Origin of the sequence: Streptomyces sp. 4N509B, from assembly GCF_052245655.1 — a bacterium.
GTDB lineage: Bacteria > Actinomycetota > Actinomycetes > Streptomycetales > Streptomycetaceae > Streptomyces.
Genome location: NZ_JBQQBZ010000021.1, coordinates 25,533 through 50,953 on the forward strand (window position 1 = coordinate 25,533; position 25,421 = coordinate 50,953).

Below are 25,421 nucleotides of genomic sequence, written 5' to 3' on the forward strand. Positions count from 1 at the left end.
CGGTCACGCTCCGTACGGTGTGGCCATGAGGACCAGAACGCGCCTCTCGCGCCATATATCCGAAGCGCCCCGAATAGCCATTGGTTGCGGCGCCCTCCTGTTCGCCACCCTGGCGACCGGCCTCACCGCCTGCTCGGGCGGTGGCGGCTCGTCCCTGACCGGCAGCCCGTACGACGCCACCGAGCAGCTCTCGTTCGGTGCGGCGGGCGACCCGGACCTGCCCCTGAAGATCACCGCCACCGACCCGGGGACCCGCATCACCGACGTGGTCGCCACCGACGCCGCCGGCCGGCCCGTGCCGGGAGAGCTCACGGCCGACGGCCGCGCCTGGCGCAGCACCTCACTCCTGGCCGCCGAGTCCCGCTACACGGTCAGGGTCGCCACGGAGGACGACAGCGGCGACCCCGGCCGCGGCACCCACACCTTCCGCACCGGACGCTCCGACGCCGAGCGCCTCGCCGTCAGCCTCGGCCCCGAGGCGGGCACCTACGGCGTCGGCCAGCCGATCACCGCCGAGCTCAGCAAGCCCGTCAGCGGACAGCGGGAGAGGGCCCTGGTCGAGGGCTCCCTCGTCGTCCGCTCCACGCCGGCCGTCGAGGGCGCCTGGCACTGGGTCGACGACCGCACCCTCCACTACCGGCCCCGCGAGTACTGGCCCGCCGGCGCCAGCATCACCGTCCACGCGGAGCTCGCCGGCGTCGCCCTCGGCGACGGGCTGCGCGGCTCCGACGCCGGGCCACTGGAGCTCGCCACCGGCGACCGCATCGAGGCCGTCGCCGACATCAGCACCCACCACATGACCGTCTACCAGAACGGCGAGGAGCTGCGCACCGTGCCCATCACCACGGGCAAGGAGGGCTTCGCCACGCGCAACGGCAAGAAGGTCATCCTCGCCCGCGAGGAGTACGTGCGGATGAACGGCACCAGCATCGGCATCCCCGCCGGCAGTGCCGAGTCCTACGACCTCGACGTCTACTGGGCGGCCCGGCTCACCTGGAGCGGCGAGTACGTCCACGGCGCCCCGTGGTCGGTCGGCTCGCAGGGCGTGGACAACGTCAGCCACGGCTGCACCGGCCTCAGCACCGAGAACGCCGAGTGGTTCTTCAACCTCGTCAAGCCCGGCGACATCGTCGAGCACGTCAACGGCTTCGGCGAGGACATGGCGCCGTTCGGCAACGGCTTCGGCGACTGGAACCTGAGCTGGGAGGAGTGGCTCGCGGGCAGCGCGCTCGCCGGCGCCACGGACGACACCGGCGACGGCACGCAGCGCCAGCAGAACGACCGTGGCACCGACCGCGAGAACGACGGGGACGCCCCTGACGCCGGCGGCGCCGACGCCAGCGGCGAACAGCTCACCACGCCCCTGACCAGCCGCCTCAAGCCCCGCATCTGACGGCGGGACGGGCCCTTCCCACCCCGGTCGCCCGACCGGCCGGCACCCGAACGGGCGGCGCCCCGGCGGGCGCGGGACACGCCCCACGCCCGCCGGCGCTACGCCACCGAGGGCAGCCGCTCGCGCAGCAGCGAGGCGAGCGCGGCGGCCAGGGCGGAGGGGTCCACCGGGTGCGGGATCGCCGCCTCGGCCCGGCTCCAGGTCGCCAGCCAGGCGTCCTGCGGCCGGCCGATCAGCAGCAGCACCGGCGGGCAGTCGAAGATCTCGTCCTTGATCTGGCGGCAGACCCCCATGCCGCCGGCCGGCACGGCCTCGCCGTCCAGCACGCAGACGTCGATGCCGCCGGCCTCCAGCTCGGAGAGCACGGCGGGCAGCGTCGCGCACTCCACGTACTCCACCAGGGGGGCGTCGGGGGCCGGGCGCCGCCCGGCCGCGAGCCGCACCTGCTCGCGGGTGTTGACGTCGTCGCTGTAGACCAGCACCGTCGCGGTGCGCTGCATCGTTACCTCCCTGGAGCCGGGGCGGACACGCCGGATGCTACTCCTCGGGTGCCGAACACACCGAACGGCACCCCCCGGGGCAGGCGCCCGGGAGGGGAACGACATAATGACGGGCGTGGCGACAGCAACAGCAGTAGACACCGGGCACGCTCCCCCACCGGTTCCCTCCGTGAACCGGCCGAACGTCACCAGCGTCGGGACGGTTATCTGGCTCAGTTCCGAGCTGATGTTCTTCGCGGCCCTCTTCGCGATGTACTTCACGCTCCGCTCGGTGATGGGCACCGAGTACTGGCAGGAGAACGCGGACTCGCTGAACCTGCCGTTCTCGGCCACCAACACCACGATCCTGGTGCTCTCCTCACTCACCTGCCAGCTCGGCGTGTTCGCGGCCGAGCGCGGTGACGTGAAGCGGCTGCGCGGCTGGTTCGTGGTCACCTTCGTCATGGGCGCGATCTTCATCGGCGGACAGGTCACGGAGTACGTCGAGCTCGTCGCCCACGAGGGGATCACGCTCTCCTCCGGCCCGTACGGCTCGGCGTTCTACCTGACCACCGGCTTCCACGGCTTGCACGTGCTCGGCGGGCTGATCGCCTTCCTGCTCGTGCTGGGCAGGACCTACGCCGCCCGTCGCTTCACCCACGAGCAGGCCACGTCGGCGATCGTCGTGTCGTACTACTGGCACTTCGTCGACGTCGTCTGGATCGGGCTGTTCATCACGATCTACCTGATCCAGTAGGCCCACCCCCGAGCACAGTCGACCGTAGCCGCATCGTCCGTACCCGCCCACCACGCAGCAGACCTCACCGGGGTAACCGTGAAAAAGCTCTCCGCACGACGACGCCATCCACTGGCGGCGTTCGTCGTTCTCCTCCTCGCGTTGGCGGCCACCGGGTGGCTGTACGCCACGCTCGCCCCCGCGGAAGAGGCGCAGGCCGACACCTCGGCCCAGTCCCTCGCCATCGAGGAGGGCAAGAAGCTCTATGACCTCGGCTGCGCCAGCTGCCACGGCACTGGTGGCCAGGGCTCCAGCGACGGGCCCAGCCTGGTGGGCGTCGGCGCCGCGGCCGTGGACTTCCAGGTCGGCACCGGCCGCATGCCGTTGCAGCAGCCCGGTCCGCAGGCGGAGAAGAAGCCGAACATCTACAGCCAGGCGGAGATCGACCAGCTCGCCGCGTACGTCGCCTCCCTCGGCCCCGGCCCCGCGGTGCCGGACGAGTCGGCCTACGACCCGTCCGAGGGTGACGCGGCCCGCGGCGGCGTGCTCTTCCGCAGCAACTGCTCGCAGTGCCACAACTTCACCGGGCAGGGCGGCGCGCTGACCCACGGCAAGGAAGCGCCGAACCTGCGCGACGTCGACCCCCGGTACATCTACGAGGCCATGGCGACCGGCCCGTCGAACATGCCCTCCTTCCCCCAGGCCACGCTGGGCGACCAGGAGAAGCGGGACATCATCGCCTGGCTCGAGTCGGTCAACACCTCCGAGGCGCCGAGCCCCGGTGGGTTCGCCCTCGGTGGCATCGGTCCTGTCAGCGAAGGCCTCTTCGCCTGGACCATCGGTATCGGATTCCTCATCGCCGCGGCCGTGTGGATCGGCGCCCGGACCGCGAAGGCCAAGAAGTCATGAGTAGCCACGAAGACCACGAAGAGCACAAGCAGCCAGCGAAGGCTGACACCCCCGAGCACGGTGGCGCCGCGTCCGCGCACGCGCCGGCCGAGCGGAACGGCTCGCACGGCGCGGTGGCCGTACCGGACGACGACCCGTTCGCCGACCCGGGCCTGCCGCCGCACCAGCCCCGCCGCCAGGACATCGACGAGCGGGCGGCCAGGCGCTCCGAGCGCACCGTGGCGCTGCTGTTCACCACCTCGATGCTGGCCACGGTCGGCTTCATCGCCTCCTACGTCGCGATCCCGATCGAGGAGATCGTCTACGTCTGGCCCGTCGGCCACGTCAGCGGGCTGCACTTCGCGCTCGGCCTGACGCTGGCCGTCGCGCTGCTGTGCATCGGCATCGGCGCCATCCACTGGGCGCGGACGCTGATGTCCGACGAGGAGGTCTCCGAGGAGCGGCACCCGATCTCCGCGCCCGAGCCGGTCAAGGCGAGGGTCATCGAGGAGTTCAAGCAGGGCGCGCGCGAGTCGCAGTTCGGCCGCCGCTCCCTGGTGCGCCGCAGCCTCTACGGCGCGCTCGGCCTCGTTCCCCTGTCGGGCCTGGTGCTGCTGCGTGACCTCGGGCCGCTGCCGGAGGACAAGCTGCGCCACACCATGTGGCGGGCGGGCACGCTGATCGTCAACGACGCCACCGGGCAGCCGCTGCGGCCGGAGGACATCACGGTCGGCTCCCTCACGCAGGCCCGGCCCGAGGGGCTGGACGAGCACGACCACGACTTCCCCGAGGAGATCGCCAAGGCCGCCGTGATGCTGGTCCGGCTGGAGCCGGAGGACATCAGGGACCAGCGCTCCGCCGAGTGGGGGTACGAGGGCATCCTGTGCTTCTCGAAGATCTGCACCCACATCGGCTGTCCGGCCACGCTCTACGAGCAGCAGACCCACCACGCGCTCTGCCCCTGCCACCAGTCGACGTTCGACCTCGCCGACGGGGCGCGGGTCCTCTTCGGACCTGCCGGCCACCCCTTGCCGCAGCTGCGTATCACGGTCAACGATGAGGGGTACCTCGAAGCACTCGGCGACTTCGATGTTCCCCCCGGCCCGAGTTTCTGGGAGCGCGGATGAGCACCACACGGGACGAAGCCCCCCGGCGCAGCCGGGGGAAGGCGCCGGCCGGCGAGCGCATCGCCGACTGGGCCGACGGCAGGGTCGGTCTCTACAGCCTCGCCAAGGCCAACATGCGCAAGATCTTCCCCGACCACTGGTCGTTCCTGCTCGGGGAGATCGCGCTCTACAGCTTCATCATCCTGATCCTCACCGGCGTGTACCTGACGCTCTTCTTCGTGCCGAGCATGGCCGAGATCGAGTACCACGGCTCCTACGCGCCGATGCAGGGCGTGCTGATGTCCGAGGCGTACGCCTCGACCCTCGACATCAGCTTCGACGTGCGCGGTGGTCTGCTCGTGCGGCAGATCCACCACTGGGCGGCGCTGATCTTCGTCGTCGGCCTGTTCGTCCACATGTTCCGGGTGTTCTTCACCGGGGCGTTCCGCAAGCCGCGCGAGATCAACTGGCTCTTCGGCTTCCTGCTGCTGGTGCTGGCGATCTTCACCGGTCTGACCGGGTACTCGCTGCCCGACGACCTGCTCTCCGGCATCGGCATCCGCTTCGCCGAGGGCGCCATCCTCGCCACCCCGGTCATCGGCAGCTACATCCAGATGTTCCTCTTCGGCGGGGAGTTCCCGGGCAACGACATCATCCCGAGGTTCTTCATCATCCACGTGCTGGTGTTGCCGGGGATCATGCTCGGCCTGGTGGTCGCCCACCTGGTCCTGATCGTCTACCACAAGCACACCCACTACGCGGGCCCCGGGCGGGACAACACCAACGTGGTGGGCATGCCGTTCCTCCCGGTGTACATCGCCAAGGCCGGTGGCTTCTTCTTCGTGGTCTTCGGCGTGATCACACTGATCGCCGCGACGGTGACGATCAACCCGGTCTGGGTGCTCGGCCCGTACCGCCCCGACCACATCTCCACCAACGTCCAACCGGACTGGTATCTCGGCTTCTCCGAGGGTCTGGTGCGGATGATGCCCGGCTGGGAGTGGGTGATCCCCGGCGGGTACACGCTGAACTTCGGTCTGCTGGTGCCGCTGGGCGTCTTCCCGGCGCTGCTGTTGGCCATCGGTCTCTACCCCTTCTTCGAGGCGTGGGTGACCAAGGACAACCGCGAGCACAACATCGCGCAGCGCCCGCGGAACGTGCCCACCCGCACGGCCTTCGGCGCCGCCTGGATCTCCGCCTTCGGCGTCGCGATGATGGCCGGTGGCAACGACCTGTGGGCCACCCACTTCAACCTCTCGATCAACGCGATCACCTGGTTCTGCCGCATCGCCTTCTTCGTGCTGCCGCCGCTGGTGTTCGTCGTCGCCCGGCGCGTCTGCCTCGGCCTCCAGCGCAGGGACCGGGAGAAGGTGCTGCACGGGCGGGAGACCGGCATCATCAAGCGGCTGCCGCACGGCGAGTTCGTCGAGGTGCACGAGCCCCTGTCGCGCGACCAGCTCTACACCCTGGTCGCCCACGACCAGCCGGCGCCGGCGGAGATCGGTCCGGAGACCGACGGCAACGGCGTGCGGCGGCGGATCAACCCGGTGGAGCGGGCCCGTGCCAGGGTCAGCCGTGGGTACTTCGGCGACCAGGCCCAGATCCCGAAGGCGACCGTCGAGGAGTACCGCGCCGTCACCAGCGGCGACGGACACCACTAGCCTCACCGAACGACGACGGACGCCGGCCCCCGCACAGCGGGCGCCGGCGTCCGTCGTTGACTGCCCTATGCTTCGGGGCGACGGCTCGACCATCCGTATGCCGCATGACCACGCCAGGAGTGATCACGATGAGTCCCCACACGTGGCCCGACGTGCTGAGCACGCTGCTCGCCGGAGAGAACCTCACCGCCGACGAGGCCACCTGGGCGATGGACCAGATCATGGCCGGCGAGGCCACGGACGTGCAGATCGCCGGCTTCGCCGTCGCGCTGCGCGCCAAGGGCGAGACCGTCGAGGAGATCACCGGCCTGGTGCGCGCCATGTACCAGCACGCCAACCTGATCGAGGTGCCGGGGCCCACCGTCGACATCGTCGGCACCGGCGGCGACCGGGCCAGGACGGTCAACATCTCCACGATGGCGTCGATCGTCGTGGCCGGCACCGGCGCCCGGGTCGTCAAGCACGGCAACCGCGCGGCGTCGAGCGCCTCCGGCGCCTCCGACGTGCTGGAGAAGCTCGGCGTCAACCTCGACCTCACGCCCGAGCGCGTCGCCGAGGTCGCGGTGGAGGCCGGCATCAGCTTCTGCTTCGCCGTGAAGTTCCACCCCTCCATGCGGCACGTGGCCGTCGCCCGCAAGGAGCTCGGCGTCCCGACCCCCTTCAACTTCCTGGGCCCGCTGACCAACCCGGCCCGCGTGCAGGCCCAGGCCACGGGGGTCGCGGACCGGAGGATGGCGCCGATCATGGCCGGCGTGCTCGCCGAGCGCGGCACCTCGGCGCTGGTCTTCCGCGGCGACGACGGGCTCGACGAGCTCACCACCACCGCCACCTCCACGGTGTGGGTGGTCCGCGGGGGCGAGGTGGTCGAGCACGCCTTCGACCCGCGCTCCGTCGGCCTGCCGCTGGCCGAGGTGTCGGCGCTGCGCGGCGCCGACGCCGCCCACAACGCCGACGTCGCCCGCCGCGTGCTGGAGGGTGAGCCCGGCCCCGTGCGGGACGCGGTCCTCCTCAACGCGGCCGCGGCCCTCGCGGCGCTGGAGCCGCGCGACGTGCCGCTGACCGAGCAGATCGCGGCCGGCATCGTCAGGGCCGCCGAGTCGATCGACTCCGGCGCGGCGGCCGCCACCCTCGAACGGTGGGTCGCGGCCACCCACGCGTGACCCACGCGTGACCGCGGAAGGCCCGGCCTACTCGTCGAGCCCGAGGGCGAACGCGGCCTCCAGGTCGTGTTGCGAGTAGGCCCGGAACGCGACGTGGGTCTCGGTGGAGGCGACCCCGGGCACCTTGCTGATGCGCCCGGGGATCACCTCCGCCAACTCCTCGTGCCGCCGCACCCGGACCACGGCGATGAGGTCGTGCGGCCCGGTCACGGAGTACACCTCGCTGACGCCCTCCAGGGACGCGATCTGCTCCGCTACCTCCGGAACACGGTCCACACTGGTCCTGATCAGCACGATCGACGTGATCACTCTGAGCCTCTTCCCGCGTCTCGCCTGGTGGTACGCAAGGCCACCCTAGGGCCTCGGGTCCCCGGATCCTCGCGGGACCTGCGCCGCAGCACACGAGACGGCCACCAGGCCGTAGGGTGACACTGGAGGCGTGTTCACCGCTTTCGCGGAGCACGAGCACGCAACGTGAACGGAAACGGAGTGCGAGACCATGGGTTTTCCCGCACTGGAACAGGCCGGACCGGCCGGGCTGGGGGGCCCGCCCGGTCTGCCGGGCTGACGGACGGTGTGCCGCGGTGACGGATGCCAGGGATGACGGCGCGACGGCCGGGCAGCCGGAGCCCGAGGAGGAGATCCTCGACCGCCCGCTGCCCGAGCGGGTCAGACACCGGGTCATCGCGCTGGCCAGCGACGCCTTCGCCGGCCTGAAGATCACCGAGCTGCCCGCCCCGTTGCGGCAGTACGCGCGCTTCACCCCGGCCCACCGCGTGCGGTACGGCGGCAGCACCATGGCCGCCCTGCTGGAGAACGACCGGGTCTTCCGCCAGCGGGTCGCGGCCAGACTGCGCGAGGCCGAGTCCGAGCTCGCCGACGCCGTGTCGCAGGGCAGCCCGCCGCCCGCCGCCGATCCGGTGGACGTGGCCGCCGTCGCGTTCGTGCTGCGGCCCGTCGGCTGGTCCAAGCTCGTCGCCGCGGCCGGCGAGGAGGCGCAACGGGCCCAGGCCGAGCACGAGGAGCAGGAGCGCGAACGCGAACTCTCCCGGATGCGGGAGGAGCTGACCGAGCTGCGCACCCAGGTGCGCGTGGAGGGCGACCGGCTGCGCACGGAGTTGGAGGCGGCGCGCAAGGAGTCCGACGCCGTGCGCCGCAAGCTGCGCGCCGCCCAGAGCGACGTGCGGCGCGGCGAGGCCGCGCTGCGCAGGCTCCGCGCGGAGCTCGACGAGCTGCGGTCGGAGTCGGCCACCGCGCGCACGCAGTTGGAGAGCGAGGCGCGGCGGCTGCGCGGCCGCCTGGCGGAGGCGGAGGCCGCGCTGGAGGCGAGCCGGAAGTCGGTGCGGGAGGGGCGCGGCATCGCGGACATGCGCGTGCGGCTGCTGCTGGACACGGTGCACGAGGCGGCGCAGGGCCTGCGGCGCGAGCTGGCCCTGCCGCCCGTGGAGCTCAGACCCGCCGAGACGGTCGAGGCCGTCGAGCCCGGCGGGATGAGCCCGCAGGACGTGGCGCGGCGCGCGCTCGCCGAGGACGACCCCGCCCTCCTCGACCAGCTCCTCGCGTTGCCCCAGTCCCACTTGGTCGTCGACGGGTACAACGTGACGAAGACCGGGTATCCCACGATGCCGCTGGAGAAGCAGCGGCTGCGGCTGCTGGGAGGGCTCGCGGTGCTCGCCGCCCAGACCGGCGCCGAGATGACCTGCGTGTTCGACGGCGCGGAGCTGGCCGCGCCGGTGCTGCTCACCCCGCCCCGCGGCGTGCGGGTGCTCTTCAGCCGGCCGGGCCAGACCGCCGACGAGCTGATCCGCCGCCTGGTGCGGGCCGAGCCGCCGGGCCGGCCGGTCGTGGTGGTCTCCGCCGACCGCGAGGTCGCCGACGGCGTGGCCAGGGCCGGTGCCCGCCCCGTCTCCTCCACGCTCCTGCTGCGGCGGCTCTCCCGCACCTGACGGTCGACCGTCTCCCGGAGCCGGGACCCGACGGAGCGCCGTGCGACGGCCGCGAAGAGGCGCGGGCCGGTGTCCGGAGGCGCCCGAAGTCCTCGCTCAGAAAAGCGACATAGCCCCGTACTCGGGACGTCGTGATTGCTGTTGTGGTAAAAAATGCCCGCTGGGGTTTGATCCCATGGACGGCGTGTCGCTAGGGTCTGGGCTCGAACCTTCACGCGGTCGATCACCCACCGGGGGTGGCCGTGGAGGACCGCCGAATCCGCGGCCGAGACGCGGAGCCGGGACGCGAAGCGCCCCACACCCGGCAGGCGGCTGAGGAAGAAGGAGCTCGCCCCCGTGGCGTCCCACCGTCGTCCCAAGCAGCCAAGCCGCGCCCGTCTCACCCTCTTCGGCGCCACCGCCGCCGCCACCGTGGCCGTCACCTCCCAGGGTGCCCAGGCGGACCCGAACCCAACGATGGAAGAGGTCCAGGAGCGGGTCGACGAGCTCCACCACGAGGCGGAGGAAGCCACCGAGGAGTACAACGGCGCGAAGGAGCAGGAGGAGGAGCTGGAGGAGGAGATCGCCGACCTCCAGGACGCCGCCGCCCGCGGCCAGGGCGAGCTCAACGACCTCGTCGGCAGCCTCGGCTCCATCGCCTCCGCCCAGTACCGCAACGGTGGCCTCGACCCGTCCGTTCAGCTCTTCCTCTCCTCCGACCCCGAGGGGTACCTGGACCGCGCCTCCACCCTCGACCAGGTCAGCGGCGTGCAGGCCGAGACGCTGCGCCAGATAGAGAGCCAGCAGCGCACCCTCGAGCAGCAGCGTGAGGAGGCCGCCGAGAAGCTGGAGGACCTGGAGGAGCTGCGCGAGGAGCTGCGCGAGCGCAAGGACGAGATCCAGGGCCGGCTCGCCGAGGCGCAGGAGCTGCTCAACCAGCTCACCGAGGAGGAGCAGGCCGCGCTCGACGCCGCCGCCGCCGAGGAGGCCTCCGACGCGGCCGAGGCCGCGGCGGGCGCCTCCCTGGAGGGCGCCTCCTCCTACGGCGCCGCGGCGGTGGCCGCCGCGGAGACCGCGCTCGGCACCCCGTACGTCTGGGGCGGCTCCAGCCCCGGCGGATTCGACTGTTCCGGCCTGACCTCCTGGGCCTACGCCCAGGCCGGCGTCTCGCTGCCGCGCACCTCCCAGTCCCAGGCCTACGCCGGCACCCAGGTGGGCATCAACGACCTCGCCCCCGGCGACCTGGTCTTCTTCTACAGCGAGCTGAGCCACGTCGGCATCTACGTGGGCAACGGGCAGATGATCCACGCCCCGCGGCCCGGCGGCGTGGTCGAGTACAGCTCCCTCGACGTGATGCCCTTCGCGTGGGGCGTCCGCGTCGGCTGAGACCCCGCGGACCCCTCCGGATCCGTCCGGAACCTTCCCGACCCGTCCGGTCTCCTCGGACTCCTCGGATTCCTCCGGCCCTCCGCCGAGCCCTCGCGGATCCCGCGGGCACGCGCCACCCGGCGGTGTCCGACGTTCGGCCATCCGGGTGATTCCGGGGAGTCGCGCACTGGCCGCGCGTCCCGTGTGACCTGCGAGGGCGTCCCGCTGTCACCCTGTGAGCCGCGCCCAGCCTCCCGGGCGTCGCGCCACCACGCGGCTAGATTCTGCTCCCGGTTCCGTCACGGACCCACCGAAGGGAGCGTGCCCGCAGCGTGGCCTGTCACCGACGTCCGCGTTCACCCGAAGCCCGCGCGGACCGCGCGCGGGCCGTCCGGGTCACGGCCCTGTCCGTCACCGTCGCCACGGCCGCCGTCGCGGCCACGGCCGTGCCGGTGCTCGCCGAGCCGGGCGGGCCCGCCGAGGCGTCCTCGCAGGCCGCCGACGCCACCCCCGGCACCAGCGCCGAGGCGGCGGCCGAGGTGGAGCGGCTGCTCGTCGAGGCCGAGCGGGCCGTGGAGGCGTACAACGGCGCCTCCGAGCGGGTGGAGGGCCTCGAGGAGGAGCTCGAACGCCGGCAGGACCGCGTCGCCCGTGGCCAGCAGGCCCTCAACGAGCAGCGCCGCGCCCTCGGTTCCGCGGCCGCCGCCCAGTACCGCAGCGGCGGCATCGACCCCTCCCTGGCCCTGCTGCTGACCGCCGACCCCGACGGCTACCTCGACCGGGCGGCGACCCTCGACCGCGTCGGCGACCGGCAGACGGGCGCCCTCCGCGAGCTGCGCGCCGTCCAACGCGGCCTGGAACAGCGCCGCCAGGAGGCGCGGCGGGCGCTGCGGGAGCTGACGGAGGAACGGCAGCGGCTCACCCGGGCCAAGACCACCGCCCAGCGCCGGCTGGAGGCGGCCAGGAGCCACTTCGCCACGCTCTCCGCCCAGGAACGCGAGGAACGCGAACGCGCGGCGGCCCGCGCCACGGGCGCCGCCACCGTGTCGCTCGGCGGCGGAGCGGCCGGCGCGCCCTCCTCGCGCGCCGCCACGGCCGTGGCCGCCGCGACCTCGGCCGTCGGCCGACCCTACGCCTGGGGACAGGCGGGGCCCGACGCGTTCGACTGCTCCGGCCTCGTGCAGTGGGCCTACGCCCAGGCCGGCGTCGCCCTGCCCCGCACCTCCCAGGGGCAGGCCACCGCGGGCCGGCCCGTCCCGCTCTCCCAGGCCCTGCCGGGCGACATCGTCGCCTTCCGCTCCGACGCCAGCCACGTCGGCATCTACGTCGGCGACGGCCAGATGATCCACTCCCCGCACCCGGGCGCCTCGGTGCGCTACGACCCCGTCGGCATCATGCCGGTCTCCTCCGTCGTCCGTCCCTGACGTCCGTTCCTGACGTCCGTCCCGCTCGTTCCCCGGTTCCCTGGTGAGTCGGGGAGCGGCGTCCCGGCGCACCGGCCGGGCCCGTCCGGTGGCCGGCGTGAGGCGGGGGTCCGGCGGCTGGGTAAGGTCGTGGCGATGCGTAAGACGTTGATCGTGACCAACGACTTCCCGCCGCGGCCGGGAGGCATCCAGGCGTTCCTCCACAGCATGGCGCTGCGGCTCGACCCGCGACGGGTCGTGGTGTACGCCTCGACGTGGAAGCGGGACGCCGAGGGGCGGGAGGCCACCGCGCGGTTCGACGCCGAGCAGCCCTTCCCCGTGGTCCGCGACCGCGCCACCATGCTGCTGCCCACCCCCCGGGTCAGCCGGCGCGCCACCGCGCTGCTGCGGGAACACGGCTGCACCGCCGTCTGGTTCGGCGCCGCGGCCCCCCTCGGGCTGCTCGCCCCCGCGCTGCGGGCCGCCGGCGCCGAGCGGCTGGTGGCCACCACCCACGGCCACGAGTCGGGCTGGGCCCGGCTGCCCGCGAGCCGTCAGCTGCTGCGGCGCATCGGCGAGCACACCGACACCCTGACCTACCTCGGCGAGTACCACCGCGAGCGGATCGCGCGGGCGCTCACCCCGGCCGCCGCCGCGCGCATGACGCAGCTGACCCCCGGCGTCGACGAGAAGACCTTCCACCCCGACTCCGGCGGCGCGGCCGTGCGGGCGGCGCTCGGACTGGCCGAGCGCCCGGTCGTGGTGTGCGTCTCCCGCCTGGTGCCGCGCAAGGGACAGGACACCCTGATCCGCGCCATGCCGCGGGTGCTGGCCGCCCACCCCGACGCCGTGCTGCTGATCGTCGGTGGCGGCCCGTACCGCGCGGACCTGGAGAAGCTGGCCGTCACCACGGGCGTGGCGGCGGCGGTCCGGTTCACCGGCGAGGTGCCCTGGGAGGAGCTGCCGGCCCACTACGGCGCCGGCGACGTCTTCGCCATGCCCTGCCGCACCCGGCGCGGCGGTCTCGACGTGGAGGGCCTGGGCATCGTGTACCTGGAGGCGTCCGCCACGGGGCTGCCCGTCATCGGCGGCGACTCCGGCGGGGCGCCCGACGCCGTGCTGGAGGGGGAGACCGGCTGGGTGGTGGGCGCCGGCGCGGCGAGCGCGCCGGCCGAGACCGCCGAGCGGCTCGTCGCCCTGCTGGCCGACGCCGAACTGCGCCGCAGGATGGGGGAGCGCGGCCGGGCCTGGGTGGAGGAACGCTGGCGCTGGGACCATCTGGCAGACCGGCTGCGCGAGCTGCTGTAGTCCTGACCCCGGTGGGCCGCGGCGCGGTAGCCTTCCCGCGGACGGACCGGTGTCCACGCCTCGTACGACATTCCAAGGAGCCACCGCCATGGCCGAACACACCAGGTCGAGCATCACGATCGAAGCCCCGCCGGCCGAGGTGATGGCGGTGATCGCCGACTTCGGCCGCTACCCGGAGTGGACGGGGGAGGTCAAGGAGGCCGAGGTGCTCTCCGCCGACGACGCCGGCCGCGCCGAGCAGGTGCGGCTGCTCCTCGACGCCGGCGCCATCAGGGACGAGCACGTCCTGGCCTACGCGTGGTCGGGCGACCGCGAGGTCAGCTGGTCCCTGGTGAGGTCGAAGATGCTGCGCGCCCTCGACGGGACCTACCGTCTGGACCCGGTGGCCGACGGCAGGCACACCGAGGTGACCTACCAGCTCACCGTCGACGTGAAGATCCCCATGCTCGGCACCATCAAGCGCAAGGCAGAGAAGGTCATCATCGAACGGGCCCTGGACGGGCTGAAGAAGCGCGTGGAGAACGGCCACCCGTGAGCTGACGCCCGGCGACGTGAGGGGAGCGACGTGACGGCGAGCGAGACGGCGACCGGCGACCGGACGGCAGGTGACGTGACAGCGGACGGCAGGGCCACGGACGGCGCGACCGCGGACGGCGTGACGACGGCCGACGTGACGGGAGACGAGGCGGGCCCCGGGGGCGTGGACCCCGCGGGCGGGGCGGCGGTGGCCGCCGCGGCGGAGGCGGCACCCGAGGAGGGACGCGCCCCCGCGCCCGGCCCCCGCGTCCTCCTCGTGACGGGACCGGGCGGGGACGGCGCCACCACCGTCGCCGCCGCGACCGCGCTCGCCGCGGCCCGGCAGGGACAGACGACGCTGCTGCTCAGCGCGGAGCCGCCGGCCCGGCTCGCGACACTGCTCGGCGAGCCGCCACCCGCGTGGCCCGAGGAGCCCGCGCGGTGGGGACCGGTCGACGTCGCCCGGATCGACGCGGGCCGGGTCTTCCGCGAGCGGCTCCTCGGCCTCCAGAGCCACGTGACCCCCGCCCTCGACGCCCTCGGCGCGGCACCCCTCGACGACGACGAGCTGACCGAGCTGCCCGGCTCCCACGCCCTCGCGCTCCACCAGACGCTGCGTGCCGCGCACGCCGCCGGCCGCTGGGAACTGCTCGTCGTCGACGTGGCCCCCGTGGCCGAGGCACTGCGGATCCTCGCCCTGCCCGAGCAGCTCGGGCGCTACCTGCGCCGCCTGCTGCCCCCGGAACGGCTCGCCGCCCGTGCGCTGCGCCCGATCCTCGCCCAGCTGGCCGGCGTGCCGCTGCCCGGCGCCGGGCTCCTCGACGCGGCCGGCCGCCTCGACGCCGAACTCGCCGCCGCGCGGGCGATCGTGACCGGGCCCGGCACCGCGGTCCGCCTGGTGATCGACCCCGGCAGCGGGCGCTCCCTGGCCACCACCCGCGCCGCGCGCGCCGGCCTGGCCCTGCACGGCCTGCCGCTGGAGGCCGTCACCGCGAACCGCATGATCCCCGCCACGCCCGGCCTGGACCCGTGGCTCAGCACGCTCGCGGAGCGGCAGTGGACGGCGCTGCGGGAGTTCGTCGACGCCGTGGGTGTGCCGCGCGACCGTGTCCACAGCCTGCCGCATCTCGGCCGAGAGGCCGGCCCCGCCCAGCTGCGCCACCTCGCCGGCATGACGGAGCCGCCGGCCGCCGCGGCGCACCGCGAGGAGCCCGCCCTCCTCGACCGGCTCACCGAGGACGGCCTGCTGGTCTGGCGGCTGCCGCTGCCCGGTTCGGTCCGCGACGAGCTCGGCCTCGTCCGGCGCGGCGACGAACTCGTCGTCACCACGGGCCCGTTCCGTCGCGTCCTGCCGCTGCCCTCGGCGCTGCGCCGGTGCACCGTCGCGGGCGCGGCGCTGGAGGAGGACGGCACCCTGGCCGTCCGCTTTCGTCCCGACCCCGCCCAGTGGCCCGCCGACGGCGGGCGCCGGGGCGGTGCCGGAGAGCGGGCACCCGACGGGGGATGACAGGGGGTCTGCTGGTGACGGCGGCCTTCGGGTACCGTCAAGGAGGACCGTCACGTCGTACGGAGGGCCGGCTGATGACCGCCGAGGAGCATTCCGCGAAGCACCCACAGGAGCCTCGCGACCCCTCCGTCGCCGACGAGGCCGTCGACCCGTCGCCCGCCGACCCCGACGCCTGGGCCACCGCCTGCGGGGAGGACCTGGCGGCCGAGGAGGCCCGCCGCCGGGAGCGTTACGGTCCCGAGCCGCTCGACCCCGCCCGCGAGCTGCGCCGCCTCGCCGACACCGTCACCGAGCACCTCGGACGGCTCGGCGGGGGACTCGGCCTCGGCGCCGCGCCGCTCGCCCACCAGGCCAGGGCCGCGCTGGAGCCGGTGATCGAGCGCAACGCCGACGTCCTGAACCATCTGGCCAGGGCCGGCCAGGAGCTCCTGGCCGCCTACCGCTCGGCCGTCGAGGGCCACGAGAGGGACTGGACCAGGCCCCCCGAGCCCCGCCGCGAGACGCCCACCGCGTCGTCACCGGACGGGCCGGACGGACCGCCGCCCGCGGCGGACGGGGACGACGGCCCGCCCGACGCGGCGGGACCACACCGCATCGACCTGGACTGACACCTCTCGGCACCCCGTCGCGGGGTAACGTGGTCGCCGGCGGGGCTCAACGGACACACACGAGGGAAGCATGGGACTGACCATCGGCGTCGACATCGGCGGCACCAAGATCGCAGCCGGGGTGGTCGATGAGGAAGGCGCGATCCTCGACACCTGCCAGGTGCCGACCCCGTCGAACCCCGAGGGCGTCGTGGACGCCATAGCCGACGCGATCCGCACCGTGGGCAGCGGCACCTCCGCGGAGGCCGTCGGCATCGGCGCCGCCGGGTACGTGGACGACAAGCGGGCCACCGTCCTGTTCGCCCCCAACATCAACTGGCGGCACGAGGCCCTGAAGGACAAGATCGAGCAGCGGGTCAGCCTCTCCGTCGTCGTCGAGAACGACGCCAACGCCGCCGCCTGGGGCGAGTACCGCTTCGGCGCGGGCGCGGGCCACGACGACGTCGTCTGCATCACGCTCGGCACCGGCCTCGGCGGCGGCATCATCATCGGCGGCCGCCTCCACCGGGGCCGGTTCGGCGTGGCGGGCGAGTTCGGCCACCTCAGGGTCGTGCCCGACGGCCTGCTGTGCGGCTGCGGCAGCCAGGGCTGCTGGGAGCAGTACGCCTCGGGGCGCGCCCTGGTCCGGTACGCCCGGCAGCGCGCCACGGCCACGCCCGACGCGGCCGCCGTGCTGCTCGGCCTCGGGGACGGCACGCCCGAGGGCATCGAGGGACGCCACGTCAGCCAGGCCGCCCGCGAGGGCGACCCGGTCGCCATCGACTCCTTCCGCGAGCTCGCCCGCTGGGCCGGGGCGGGCCTGGCCGACCTCGCCTCGCTCTTCGACCCCTCCGCGTTCATAGTCGGCGGCGGCGTCTCCGACGAGGGAGACCTCGTGCTGGAGCCGATCCGCAAGTCGTTCCGCCGCTGGCTGGTCGGCAGCCGGTACCGTCCGCACGCCCAGGTCGTCGCCGCCCAGCTCGGCGGGCGCGCCGGCCTGGTGGGCGCGGCCGACCTCGCCCGCCAGGGCTGAGAGGCGTCACGGGGAGTGGTGTCCTGTGGCGTCGACCGCGAGGCGGAGGGAGCCGGCCTGTGGGGCCGGCGACCGACGCCAGCGCGGCTGGGGGCACCTCCCGGACCCCGAAAGGGGTCTGGGGGAGGACGTCGCAGGACGTCGTGAGCCCGCCAGGGACTGCGGGACAGCCTTCTAGGTCGGGACGGTGCGGGGCGTGGCGGAGCTGCGACTGCTGAGCTACAACGTCCGGTCGCTGCGCGACGACAGGGCGGCGTTGGCCCGGGTGATCCGCGCCTGCGCCCCCGACGTGCTGTGCGTCCAGGAGGCCCCGCGGTTCTTCGGGTGGCGCGCCCACGCCGCCCGCCTGGGGCGCGCCACGGGGCTGACGTACGTCACGGGGGGCGCCCCGTCCTGCGGCACCATGATCATGTCCAGCCCGCGCCTCACGGTGGAGCGGGCCGAGGACGTCACCTTCCCGCTCACCCCCGGCCTGCACCGCCGGGGGCTGGCCACGGCGGTGCTCCGCGTGGGCGGGCGGCGCGAGGCGCGGCTGGGCGTGGTCAGCTGCCACCTGAGCCTGCGGAGCGACGAGCGTCAGGCCCAGGGCCGGCTGCTGCTGCGGCACCTGGCCGCGCTCGGCGCCCCCGCGGCCGTGGTCGCCGGGGACCTCAACGAACGCCCCTCGGGCCGCACCGCGCGGCTGTTGACCGGGGGACTCACCGACGCGTGGCGGGCGGCGCCCGAGGGCGGGAGGTTCACCTTCCCCTCCCACGCAGCCGACCGTCGCATCGACGTGGTGCTGTGCACGTCGGAGGTCGAGGTGCTCGGCTGCGGCGTCCCCACGGGCCCGCCGGGCGTCGACGCCGCCGGGTGGCGCGCCGACCTGGGCCGCGCCACGGACCACCTGCCGGTCCTCGCCACGCTCCGGATCTGAAGGCGGTCCCGCAATGCCTGGCGGGCTCGCGACGCCCTGCGACTCCGCATGGTGCGTTGTCGTCGGTCGCCAGCCCGCAAGGCTGACTCCCTCCTCCGCCTTGCTGGGGGCACACCCCCGCGGCCGCGGAGCGGCGTGGGGGAGAAGCCCCGGGACGCCACTCCCTGACCCGCCAGGGGCCGCGGGACAGCCTTCTGGACGGCGCCCGGGCGTGTCTTCCGTGTCCCGGGCGGCCCCCGCCGCTCACCGGACGTCGTCCAGAGGTCCGGGAGGTGGCCGCGGCGTGTGCGGCCGCGCGGCGCCCCGATCGCGGCTCGTCACGCACCGGGCTCCCGCCGTCGGGCAGCCCTTCGCCGCACGGTGGCGGGCTCGTCCGGGAGCCCCGTCCCGCTGCCGAGCGGTGCGGGAGGCGCTCGGCCGCCTCGCGGTGCTTCCCCCGGCCTCGGGCGGCGTGGGGTGATCCGACGGGGATCCACCCGCCGGTGCCTCGCGCGGTGAGCGGGCCCCGTGCCCGAGGCCGAGGTGGTGGTCGGGCCGGGGCGGGGGCCGCAGCCGGGCACGGTGCTTCCGCCAGAGGACGTCGTGTCAGACGACGGCGCCGCTGCCCGGGTCGGGCCACTCGTCGTCGTCCTCGTCCCGCATGCGGGAGAAGAGCGTGGCGAAGCCGCCGAGGAAGCCGCCGATGCCCAGCGTCGCCAGCCACCACGTCATGTCGCGCTGGAGCAGCACGACGCCGATCAGCAGCAGCGGCCCGCCGATCACCGCCACCCAGGCGAGCTTGGTGGTCAGGTCGGTCTCGGGCAGCGGTGGCGGCTCCGGCGGGACGAAGTGGTCGTCCTCCTCGTCCTCCGCGGCCTCCCAGTCCCGGGGGCCGCCCTCCGGCGCGGGGGCCTCGTGCCGTGTCTCCTCGCCGTCGCCCGCCGCGGCGGCCGGCTCGCCGCCGCGCGTGCCGGCGTGGCCGGCCTCGTGTGCGGGCTGCGCGGGCTGGACGGGCGCGCCCCGGTCGACGGTGTCGGTGAGGTCGGTCTCGTCGGCCCGCGGCCAGACGCCCGGCGGATCGGCGGGCTCCTCACCGTATCCGGCGACGATCTCGGCCCACGCGGCCTCCTCGTCGATCGGGTCACGGCCCTCGCCGCGGTCCGCGTCACGTTCCGTCACGAGCTGTCTTCCTTGTCGCCGGGTGGCTCACCGGTGGGGAGGTCGTCCCGGCCGTGAGCCGGGTGATGAAGGCGTCCGTCTCCTGAAAGATACGCTCGGCGTCGTGGTCGAGGGTCGCCACGTGGTAGCTCTCCTCAAGCAGCCGTTCGGTCACGTCCTCCGACGATACCGAGCCCAGCAGCAGCGCCGAGTCCGACGGCGGCACCACGTGGTCCACCCGGCTGTGCGCCACCAGCAACGGCTGCGTGACGCGCGGCAGCTCGGCGCGGACCCGGGCCAGCAGCTCGCGCAGGGCCCAGGCGCCGTGGAGCGAGACCCGCGAGTACCCGGCCTCGCGTGGCCCGGGCTTCGCGATGTCGGAGATCAGCCCCCTGGTGCTGGGGACGACGTGGCGCAGCACGCGCAGGGCGTGCCCCTGCCAGCGCGGGAAGGTCAGCGCCGGGTTGACCACCACCACGCCCGTCACGTCGTCGCCGTGACGGGCCGCCAGGCGCAGCGCGAGGGCGCCGCCCATGGACAGGCCGCAGACGAAGACGCGCTCGCACTCCCGGGTCAGCTCCCGCAGCTCCCGCTCGGCCGTGGCGTACCAGTCCTGCCAGCCGGTGTGCCGCATGTCCTGCCACCGGGTGCCGTGGCCGGGCAGCAGCGGCAGCGAGACCGTCAGGCCCCGGCCCGCCAGGTGTTCGGCCCAGGGGCGCAGCGACTGGGGGCAGCCGGTGAAGCCGTGGCAGAGCAGGACGCCGGTCGTCGAGCCACGGTGGCGGAACGGCTCGGCGCCGGGGAACAGTCCAGGGTGGATCCCGGCCTCGGAGCCGACCGTGGAGCCGGCCGTGAGGCCGGCCTCGGCGCCGGGCGGCGGACCGGGGAGAGAGCCGGGGACAGGAGGCACGGCGGGCTCCCTTCGACGGGCGCGGCGGGCATGACATGCCCGGGTGTGACCACCCTACGTGGGCCGCGACGCCGGCCGGTAGCCCGCGCGCCCGGGTCGGCGACGCGCCGGTCGGGGGCCGCGCGACGGGTCGGAAGCGGCGGCACCGGTTCCGTTCCGAGCCGGGGTGTGTGTCGGGCGCGCCCGGGGGGCGCGGGGAAGCGGGTTCCCGGTTAGGGTCGGGCACGGACGGTCTACGCGGGAGGTCGGTTTGCTGTACGCGGCGATGAAGGTCTCCGTGGGAGCGGGGCTGAAGCTGGCCTTCCGCCCCTGGGTGGAGGGCCGGGAGCACGTGCCCGCCACCGGGCCGGCGATCCTCGCGAGCAACCACCTGTCCTTCTCCGACTCGTTCTTCCTGCCGGCGGTGCTCGACCGCCGCGTCACGTTCATCGCGAAGGCCGAGTACTTCACCTCACCCGGGATCAAGGGGCGGCTGACCGCGGCGTTCTTCCGCGGCGTCGGGCAGCTGCCCGTGGACCGCTCCGGCGGCAGGGGCGCGGGCGAGGCCGCCGTCAGGAGCGGCATAGCCGTGCTGGAGCGCGGCGAGCTCTTCGGCATCTACCCGGAGGGCACCCGCTCGCCCGACGGGCGGCTCTACCGCGGCCGGCCGGGGGGCCTCGCCAGGATCGCGCTGGCCACCGGGGCGCCGGTGCTGCCCGTCGCCATGATCGACACGGAGAAGATCCAGCCGCCCGGCAAGGTCGTGCCGAAGCTGATGCGGCCGGGGATCAGGATCGGCGAACCGCTGGACTTCACCCGCTACCAGGGCATGGAGGGGGACCGGTTCGTCCTGCGCTCGATCACCGACGAGGTGATGTACGCCATCATGAAGCTCTCCGGCCAGGAGTACGTGGACGTCTACGCCTCCACGGCCAAGCAGACGATGGCCGAGCAGGCGGCCGCGGCGAAGGCCGAGGCGAAGGCTGAGGCGAAGGCGAAGGCCGCGCGGGAGGGCGGCGGCGGGTCGCGTCGCCCGGGCGGGTCCGGCGGGCGGGGCGGGCGGGAGAAGCCGCCGTCGGCGGTGTGAGGGAGCGAGGACCGAGGGGGCAGGGGGATGTCAGGGGGGACGAGCGGCGGGCTGGTGCCGGCCACGCGCCGGGAGCGCGCGGAGCCGGCGCGGATGTCCTCCTCCGTGGAGGCGCCGATGTGGCGCGCGCTCAGGGGCTACCGCGTACTGACCGCCGGCTACGCCGTCGCGCTCTTCGTCGTCAACTACCACGCCTACGACCACCGGCCGGTTGCCGTCGCCTACCTCACGGCCCTCGTCGCCTGGACCCTCGCGACGCTGCGGGCCGTCTCCTCCGCCGAGCGGTGCACGCCGCGCTTCCTCGCGGTGGACCTCGCGGTCGGCGTCGTCGGGATCCTGCTCAGCCCGCTCACCGACCCCGGGGACGCCATCAGCCCGACCCTGCCGTCGATCTGGATGGCCGGGTCCGTGCTGGCCGTCGCGCTCAGGGGCGGCTGGCGCTGGGCGGCCTGCGCCTCCTGCGTGGTCGGCGCCGCCAACCTGGTGCAGGCCGGGCACCTCTCGCGCAGCACGCTCCACAACGTGCTGCTCGTCTGCGTGGCCAGCATCGCCGTCGGCTACGTCATCGAGCTCGCGCGGGCCAGCGAGCGCACCCTGGCGCGGGCGTTGCGCATCGAGGCCGCGACCCGGGAGCGGGAGCGGCTCGCCCGCGACATCCACGACAGCGTGCTCCAGGTGCTCGCCATGGTGCAGCGCCGGGGCGCGGCCGTCGGCGGCGAGGCCGCGGAGCTCGGACGGCTGGCGGGGGAGCAGGAGCGCGCGCTGCGCGCCCTGGTCGCCGGCGGGCCGCCGTCGCGGCTGGGCGCGGCCGGCGAGGGACCGCCGGGGGAGGCCCCGACGGGGGCCGACGGGGCGCGGGACGTGGGCGCGTTGCTGGCGCTCGCGGCTCGCGGCGGCTCGGTCGTCGCGGCGGCGCCGGCCGGGACGGCCACGGCGCCCGGCACGGCCAGCGGGGCCGGCGCGCCCACCGCGTCCGGCGTCGGAGAGCTCACGCGACGGCAGCGGGTGACGTACGCCGGGCCACCGGGCCCGGTGCCGCTGCCCCACCACGCCGCACGCGAACTCGCCGCGGCCGTCGCCGCCGCCCTGGACAACGTCCGCCGCCACGCCCCCGACGCCCAGGCGTGGATTCTGCTGGAGGACGAGCCGGAGCAGGTTCTCGTCACGGTGCGCGACGACGGTCCCGGCATCGCCGAGGGCCGGCTCGCCGAGGCGGAGGCCGAGGGGAGGCTCGGCGTCGCCCAGTCGATCCGGGGCAGACTGGCGGCCCTGGGCGGCAGCGCCGCGTGGGTCTCCGTGCCGGGCCAGGGCACCGAGGTCGAGCTGCGGCTGCCGAAGGAGGGAGGACGCGGGTGAGTGAGGAACGCCTGACGGTGATGGTGGTCGACGACCACCCGATGTGGTGCGACGCGGTCGCCCGTGACCTCGGCGAGGCCGGCCTGGAGGTCGTCGCGACCGCGGGGGACGGTCCGCGGGCCGTCGCCCGCGCCAGGGCGGTGCGGCCGGACGTGCTGGTGCTCGACCTCAACCTGCCGGGGCTGCCGGGCGCGGAGGTCTGCCGCCAGCTCGCCGGCGGAGGCGACGGGCCCCGGGTGCTCGTCCTGTCCGCGAGCGGCGAGCAGGAGGACGTGCTGGAGGCGGTCAAGGCGGGCGCCACCGGGTATCTGGTGAAGTCCGCCAGCGCCGCGGAGCTCGTCGAGGCCGTGCGCCGCACGGCCGCAGGCGACCCCGTCTTCACCCCGGGGCTCGCGGGCCTGGTCCTCGGGGAGTACCGCCGCCTGGCCGCGGTCGCCGAGCCCCGCGACCCGCGTCGGCCCGCGGTGCCGCGCCTCACCGAGCGGGAGACGGAGGTGCTGCGCCTGGTGGCCAAGGGCCTGACGTACCGCCAGATCGCCGAGCGCCTGGTCATCTCCCACCGCACCGTCCAGAACCACGTCCAGAACACCCTGGGCAAGCTCCAGCTCCACAACCGGGCGGAGCTGGTGCGGTACGCCATCGAGAGCGGCCTCGACGCCGAGCTCTGACCGGCCCGACCCGCCGTTCGTTCCCGCGGGTCGGGCCGGTCCCGCCGGTCGGGCCGGTCCCGTCGGTCCCGTCCGTCAGGCCGTCACGCCGTCACGCCGTCAGGACCTCAGGCCGACGGGGTGGGCGTCGGGTCGGGGATCAGCAGCTCGGCGACGATGCGCGGGCCGTCCAGGGTGAGCACCGACTCGGGGTGGAACTGCACGCCCGCGAAGCCGGGGCCGCGCAGCGCGTGGACGGCGCCGGTCGTCGCGTCGCGGCTGACCTCGACGCCGCGCCGGGCCAGCCGTGCGGCCGCCGCGTCGTCGCAGTGGGCGACGTAGGAGCTGTAGAAGCCGACCGTCTCGGTGCGGCCGAAGAAGTCGACCCGCTCCTGGGCTCCCTGGTACGGCTCCTCCTTGCGGACCAGCGGCAGCCCCAGTTCGGCGGCGAGCAACTCGTGTCCCAGACAGACCCCCAGCAGGCCGCCGCGCCGCTGGACCGTCGCCCGCCCGGCCGGGCCGCCGTCCGGTCCGCTCGGCCCCGTCACCCCCGCCAGCAGGTCGGCGGCGAGGGCGCGCAACGTCCGCATCTTCGGGTCGGCAGCGTCGCCCGGGTCGCCGGGGCCGGGGCCGAGCACGACCGGGCCGGCGTGCCCCAGCGCCCGCTCGCGCAGGCCCGGCGCGTCGTAGCGCACCACCACGACCTCGCGTCCGGTCGAGGCGCGCAGCAGGTGGGCGAGCATCGCGGTGAAGGTGTCCTCGCCGTCGATCACCAGCACCGGAGGGCCACCGGCCGCGTCCCGCGCCGCGTCGAGGCCGGGCCCGTCCTGGAGGCGCAGCCAGAACGGGGCCAGGTCGGCGCGGCGCGCGGCCAGCGCCGCCGGCACGCGGGGGTCGTCGACCAGCCGCGCCGCCGTCTGCCCGCCCCCGGCGGGCGCAGCCGGGGCGCGCCCCGGCCGCACGCCCAGCGCGGTGAGCACCGCCGCCGCCTTGGCGTGCGTCTCGGCGACCTCGCCTCCCGCTTCGGAGCCGCGCACCAGCGTCGCCCCCACGGGAACCCGCAGCCGGCCGGTCGGCACGTCGATGTCGGCGGTGCGGATGAGGATCGGCGAGTCCATCACCTGCGCCCCGCCCGCGTCGCGGCCCAGCAGCGCGAGCGCCCCCGCGTAGTACCCCCGGCCGCCGCGCTCGTGCCGGGCGATGACCCGGCAGGCGTTCTCCAGCGGGCTGCCCGTCACGGTGGCGGCGAACAGCGTCTGCCGCAGCACCTCGCGCACGTCCAGCGTGCTGCGTCCCCGCAGCTCGTACTCGGTGTGGGCCAGGTGCGCCATCTCCAGCAGACGCGGACCGACGACGACGCCACCCCGGTCGCCGACCGCGCACATCATCTTCAGCTCCTCGTCGACGACCATCGACAGCTCCTCGGTCTCCTTGCGGTCGTCGAGGAAGGCCAACAGCCCCGCCACGCTCGGCCCCTCCGGCGGGTAGCGGTAGGTGCCGCTGATCGGGTTCATGACGACGGTGCCGCCGCTCATCCGCACGTGGACCTCGGGGCTGGCGCCGACGAGGGCGCGCGTGCCGGTGTGGACGACGAAGGTCCAGTACGCGCCGCGCTCCCCGGCCAGCAGCCGCCGGTAGAGGGCGAGCGCGTCGGCGGCGCCGAAGCCGGTGCCCGTGCTGTCGGGGCTGTCGGGGCTGTCGGGGCCGGCAGGGACGTCGGCGCCCTCGGTGCCGTGTCCGGCGCCGAGGCCCGTCACACGGCCGGTGAAGGTCCGCTTGATCACGAAGTTGGCGCCCTGACCGCCGCCGATCTCGTCCTCGACGACGGCGCGGACGATCTGCTCGTAGCGCGCGTCGTCGATGTCGAAGCGGCCGTCGGAGACGGAGACCTCGTGCCGGGGCAGGGCCGCCAGGACGTCCGCGAGCGGCAGTTCGTGGACCTCCTCCGGCAGCAGCACCGTCAGCGGCGTGCCGTCCTCCGTCACCTCGAAGCCCCGCTCGGCGAGCTGGCGGAAGGGGACGAGGGCGAGCGCCCGGCCGCCGGGCTCGGGGCCCAGCGGGATGTCGGCGAGCCGGTCGAGCGTCGTGACCGGGCCGACGAGCACCTCCACCAGCTCCGGGTCGTGACCCGGGGTGCGGCGCTGGATCAGGGCGAACGGGGTGTCGCCCGTGGTGAGGCGGTGGAACAGCCGGTGGACGGCGTCCTGGGACTGTGGGTGGTGGCGCAACGCGGTCTCCCTCGAGGAGTCGTGGGGAGGGGAGACCCGGCACACACGGCAGGGCCGCCCCTCGTCCGGGGCGGCCTTCGCGGTGGTCAGT

At 74.6% G+C, this 25,421-nt stretch carries 23 protein-coding genes; 18 read left to right on the top strand and 5 right to left on the bottom strand.

From position 1 onward, the window contains the following. Window positions 1–25 precede the first annotated feature (25 nt). Window positions 26–1,393, top strand: a complete 1,368-nt coding sequence (locus ACTWP5_RS19435) for an Ig-like domain-containing protein (protein WP_443222289.1) — start codon at window positions 26–28, stop codon at window positions 1,391–1,393. Between the two features lie 98 nt (window positions 1,394–1,491). On the opposite strand, the gene ACTWP5_RS19440 is transcribed toward ACTWP5_RS19435, so the two are convergent. Further along, window positions 1,492–1,893, bottom strand: a complete 402-nt coding sequence (locus tag ACTWP5_RS19440) for a hypothetical protein (RefSeq protein ID WP_443222290.1) — start codon at window positions 1,891–1,893, stop codon at window positions 1,492–1,494. Window positions 1,894–1,999: 106 nt separating this feature from the next. Between ACTWP5_RS19440 and ctaE the strand changes: the two genes are divergently transcribed. The 5 genes from ctaE to trpD all read left to right on the top strand — a co-directional run bounded on the left by ctaE (window position 2,000) and on the right by trpD (window position 7,423). Continuing rightward, window positions 2,000–2,629 (top strand): aa3-type cytochrome oxidase subunit III, encoded by a 630-nt coding sequence (gene ctaE, locus ACTWP5_RS19445; RefSeq protein ID WP_443222291.1) that lies wholly within the window; start codon window positions 2,000–2,002, stop codon window positions 2,627–2,629. Between the two features lie 78 nt (window positions 2,630–2,707). Continuing rightward, window positions 2,708–3,517 (top strand): cytochrome bc1 complex diheme cytochrome c subunit, encoded by an 810-nt coding sequence (qcrC, locus tag ACTWP5_RS19450; protein WP_443222292.1) that lies wholly within the window; start codon window positions 2,708–2,710, stop codon window positions 3,515–3,517. Further along, window positions 3,514–4,623, top strand: a complete 1,110-nt coding sequence (qcrA, locus tag ACTWP5_RS19455) for a cytochrome bc1 complex Rieske iron-sulfur subunit (RefSeq protein ID WP_443222293.1) — start codon at window positions 3,514–3,516, stop codon at window positions 4,621–4,623. The genes qcrC and qcrA overlap by 4 nt, the downstream gene beginning before the upstream one ends. Next, the gene (gene qcrB, locus ACTWP5_RS19460) at window positions 4,620–6,263 is read left to right on the top strand and encodes a cytochrome bc1 complex cytochrome b subunit (RefSeq protein WP_443222294.1); all 1,644 of its coding nucleotides are present in this window, start codon (window positions 4,620–4,622) and stop codon (window positions 6,261–6,263) included. The genes qcrA and qcrB overlap by 4 nt, the downstream gene beginning before the upstream one ends. Window positions 6,264–6,391: 128 nt before the next feature. Continuing rightward, window positions 6,392–7,423, top strand: a complete 1,032-nt coding sequence (trpD, locus tag ACTWP5_RS19465; RefSeq protein WP_443222295.1) for an anthranilate phosphoribosyltransferase — start codon at window positions 6,392–6,394, stop codon at window positions 7,421–7,423. A 27-nt stretch (window positions 7,424–7,450) separates the two neighbouring features. Here the strand turns inward: trpD and ACTWP5_RS19470 are convergent, their stop codons facing one another. Next, window positions 7,451–7,732 (bottom strand): Lrp/AsnC family transcriptional regulator, encoded by a 282-nt coding sequence (locus tag ACTWP5_RS19470; RefSeq protein WP_443222296.1) that lies wholly within the window; start codon window positions 7,730–7,732, stop codon window positions 7,451–7,453. Window positions 7,733–8,007: 275 nt separating this feature from the next. On the opposite strand from ACTWP5_RS19470, the gene ACTWP5_RS19475 reads away from it, so the two are divergent. From ACTWP5_RS19475 to ACTWP5_RS19515, 9 genes are all read left to right on the top strand, one after another. Further along, on the top strand, window positions 8,008–9,369 hold the full coding sequence (locus tag ACTWP5_RS19475) for an NYN domain-containing protein (protein ID WP_443222297.1): 1,362 nt from the start codon (window positions 8,008–8,010) through the stop codon (window positions 9,367–9,369). A 336-nt stretch (window positions 9,370–9,705) separates the two neighbouring features. Further along, window positions 9,706–10,734 (top strand): NlpC/P60 family protein, encoded by a 1,029-nt coding sequence (locus ACTWP5_RS19480; protein WP_443222298.1) that lies wholly within the window; start codon window positions 9,706–9,708, stop codon window positions 10,732–10,734. Window positions 10,735–11,048: 314 nt separating this feature from the next. Continuing rightward, the gene (locus tag ACTWP5_RS19485) at window positions 11,049–12,140 is read left to right on the top strand and encodes an NlpC/P60 family protein (RefSeq protein WP_443222299.1); all 1,092 of its coding nucleotides are present in this window, start codon (window positions 11,049–11,051) and stop codon (window positions 12,138–12,140) included. Window positions 12,141–12,275: 135 nt separating this feature from the next. Further along, the gene (locus ACTWP5_RS19490) at window positions 12,276–13,427 is read left to right on the top strand and encodes a glycosyltransferase family 4 protein (protein ID WP_443222300.1); all 1,152 of its coding nucleotides are present in this window, start codon (window positions 12,276–12,278) and stop codon (window positions 13,425–13,427) included. Window positions 13,428–13,515: 88 nt separating this feature from the next. After that, window positions 13,516–13,962: an SRPBCC family protein gene (locus tag ACTWP5_RS19495; protein WP_443222301.1), complete on the top strand. Its 447-nt coding sequence runs from the start codon at window positions 13,516–13,518 to the stop codon at window positions 13,960–13,962. Between the two features lie 30 nt (window positions 13,963–13,992). Then, window positions 13,993–15,450 carry an ArsA family ATPase gene (locus ACTWP5_RS19500; RefSeq protein ID WP_443222302.1) on the top strand — a complete coding sequence of 486 codons (1,458 nt, stop codon included), beginning with the start codon at window positions 13,993–13,995 and terminating at the stop codon, window positions 15,448–15,450. A 74-nt stretch (window positions 15,451–15,524) separates the two neighbouring features. Further along, window positions 15,525–16,058: a DUF5304 family protein gene (locus tag ACTWP5_RS19505; protein WP_443222303.1), complete on the top strand. Its 534-nt coding sequence runs from the start codon at window positions 15,525–15,527 to the stop codon at window positions 16,056–16,058. Window positions 16,059–16,128: 70 nt separating this feature from the next. After that, window positions 16,129–17,070, top strand: a complete 942-nt coding sequence (locus ACTWP5_RS19510) for an ROK family glucokinase (RefSeq protein WP_443222304.1) — start codon at window positions 16,129–16,131, stop codon at window positions 17,068–17,070. A gap of 187 nt (window positions 17,071–17,257) precedes the next feature. Beyond that, window positions 17,258–17,986 (top strand): endonuclease/exonuclease/phosphatase family protein, encoded by a 729-nt coding sequence (locus tag ACTWP5_RS19515; RefSeq protein ID WP_443222305.1) that lies wholly within the window; start codon window positions 17,258–17,260, stop codon window positions 17,984–17,986. A gap of 585 nt (window positions 17,987–18,571) precedes the next feature. On the opposite strand, the gene ACTWP5_RS19520 is transcribed toward ACTWP5_RS19515, so the two are convergent. After that, window positions 18,572–19,144 carry a hypothetical protein gene (locus tag ACTWP5_RS19520; RefSeq protein WP_443222306.1) on the bottom strand — a complete coding sequence of 191 codons (573 nt, stop codon included), beginning with the start codon at window positions 19,142–19,144 and terminating at the stop codon, window positions 18,572–18,574. Beyond that, window positions 19,131–19,943, bottom strand: coding sequence for an alpha/beta hydrolase (locus tag ACTWP5_RS19525; protein WP_443222367.1), 813 nt, complete (start codon window positions 19,941–19,943; stop codon window positions 19,131–19,133). Before ACTWP5_RS19525 ends, ACTWP5_RS19520 begins: the two co-directional genes overlap by 14 nt. A gap of 340 nt (window positions 19,944–20,283) precedes the next feature. Here ACTWP5_RS19525 and ACTWP5_RS19530 point away from each other — a divergent pair, with 340 nt between their 5' ends. Genes ACTWP5_RS19530 through ACTWP5_RS19540 form a run of 3 tightly spaced genes read left to right on the top strand, consistent with a single transcriptional unit; the run spans window position 20,284 to window position 23,123 of the window. Beyond that, window positions 20,284–21,099 (top strand): lysophospholipid acyltransferase family protein, encoded by an 816-nt coding sequence (locus tag ACTWP5_RS19530; RefSeq protein WP_443222307.1) that lies wholly within the window; start codon window positions 20,284–20,286, stop codon window positions 21,097–21,099. A gap of 27 nt (window positions 21,100–21,126) precedes the next feature. Beyond that, window positions 21,127–22,455, top strand: coding sequence for a MacS family sensor histidine kinase (gene macS / locus ACTWP5_RS19535; RefSeq protein WP_443222308.1), 1,329 nt, complete (start codon window positions 21,127–21,129; stop codon window positions 22,453–22,455). Between the two features lie 20 nt (window positions 22,456–22,475). Continuing rightward, window positions 22,476–23,123, top strand: a complete 648-nt coding sequence (locus ACTWP5_RS19540) for a response regulator (RefSeq protein WP_443222368.1) — start codon at window positions 22,476–22,478, stop codon at window positions 23,121–23,123. A 107-nt stretch (window positions 23,124–23,230) separates the two neighbouring features. Here the strand turns inward: ACTWP5_RS19540 and ACTWP5_RS19545 are convergent, their stop codons facing one another. Continuing rightward, entirely contained in the window at window positions 23,231–25,330 is a 2,100-nt protein-coding gene (locus tag ACTWP5_RS19545) for an anthranilate synthase family protein (RefSeq protein ID WP_443222309.1), read from the bottom strand. Window positions 25,331–25,421: the final 91 nt, after the last annotated feature.

What these genes read in the sequence shown, in the direction of transcription:
- ACTWP5_RS19435 (WP_443222289.1), top strand. Translation starts at nt 26, where the DNA reads ATGAGGACCAGAACGCGCCTCTCGCGCCATATATCCGAAGCGCCCCGA.
- ACTWP5_RS19440 (WP_443222290.1), bottom strand. Translation starts at nt 1,893, where the DNA reads ATGCAGCGCACCGCGACGGTGCTGGTCTACAGCGACGACGTCAACACC.
- ctaE (WP_443222291.1), top strand. Translation starts at nt 2,000, where the DNA reads ATGACGGGCGTGGCGACAGCAACAGCAGTAGACACCGGGCACGCTCCC.
- qcrA (WP_443222293.1), top strand. Translation starts at nt 3,514, where the DNA reads ATGAGTAGCCACGAAGACCACGAAGAGCACAAGCAGCCAGCGAAGGCT.
- qcrB (WP_443222294.1), top strand. Translation starts at nt 4,620, where the DNA reads ATGAGCACCACACGGGACGAAGCCCCCCGGCGCAGCCGGGGGAAGGCG.
- trpD (WP_443222295.1), top strand. Translation starts at nt 6,392, where the DNA reads ATGAGTCCCCACACGTGGCCCGACGTGCTGAGCACGCTGCTCGCCGGA.
- ACTWP5_RS19490 (WP_443222300.1), top strand. Translation starts at nt 12,276, where the DNA reads ATGCGTAAGACGTTGATCGTGACCAACGACTTCCCGCCGCGGCCGGGA.
- ACTWP5_RS19495 (WP_443222301.1), top strand. Translation starts at nt 13,516, where the DNA reads ATGGCCGAACACACCAGGTCGAGCATCACGATCGAAGCCCCGCCGGCC.
- ACTWP5_RS19505 (WP_443222303.1), top strand. Translation starts at nt 15,525, where the DNA reads ATGACCGCCGAGGAGCATTCCGCGAAGCACCCACAGGAGCCTCGCGAC.
- ACTWP5_RS19510 (WP_443222304.1), top strand. Translation starts at nt 16,129, where the DNA reads ATGGGACTGACCATCGGCGTCGACATCGGCGGCACCAAGATCGCAGCC.
- macS (WP_443222308.1), top strand. Translation starts at nt 21,127, where the DNA reads ATGTCAGGGGGGACGAGCGGCGGGCTGGTGCCGGCCACGCGCCGGGAG.
- ACTWP5_RS19540 (WP_443222368.1), top strand. Translation starts at nt 22,476, where the DNA reads ATGGTGGTCGACGACCACCCGATGTGGTGCGACGCGGTCGCCCGTGAC.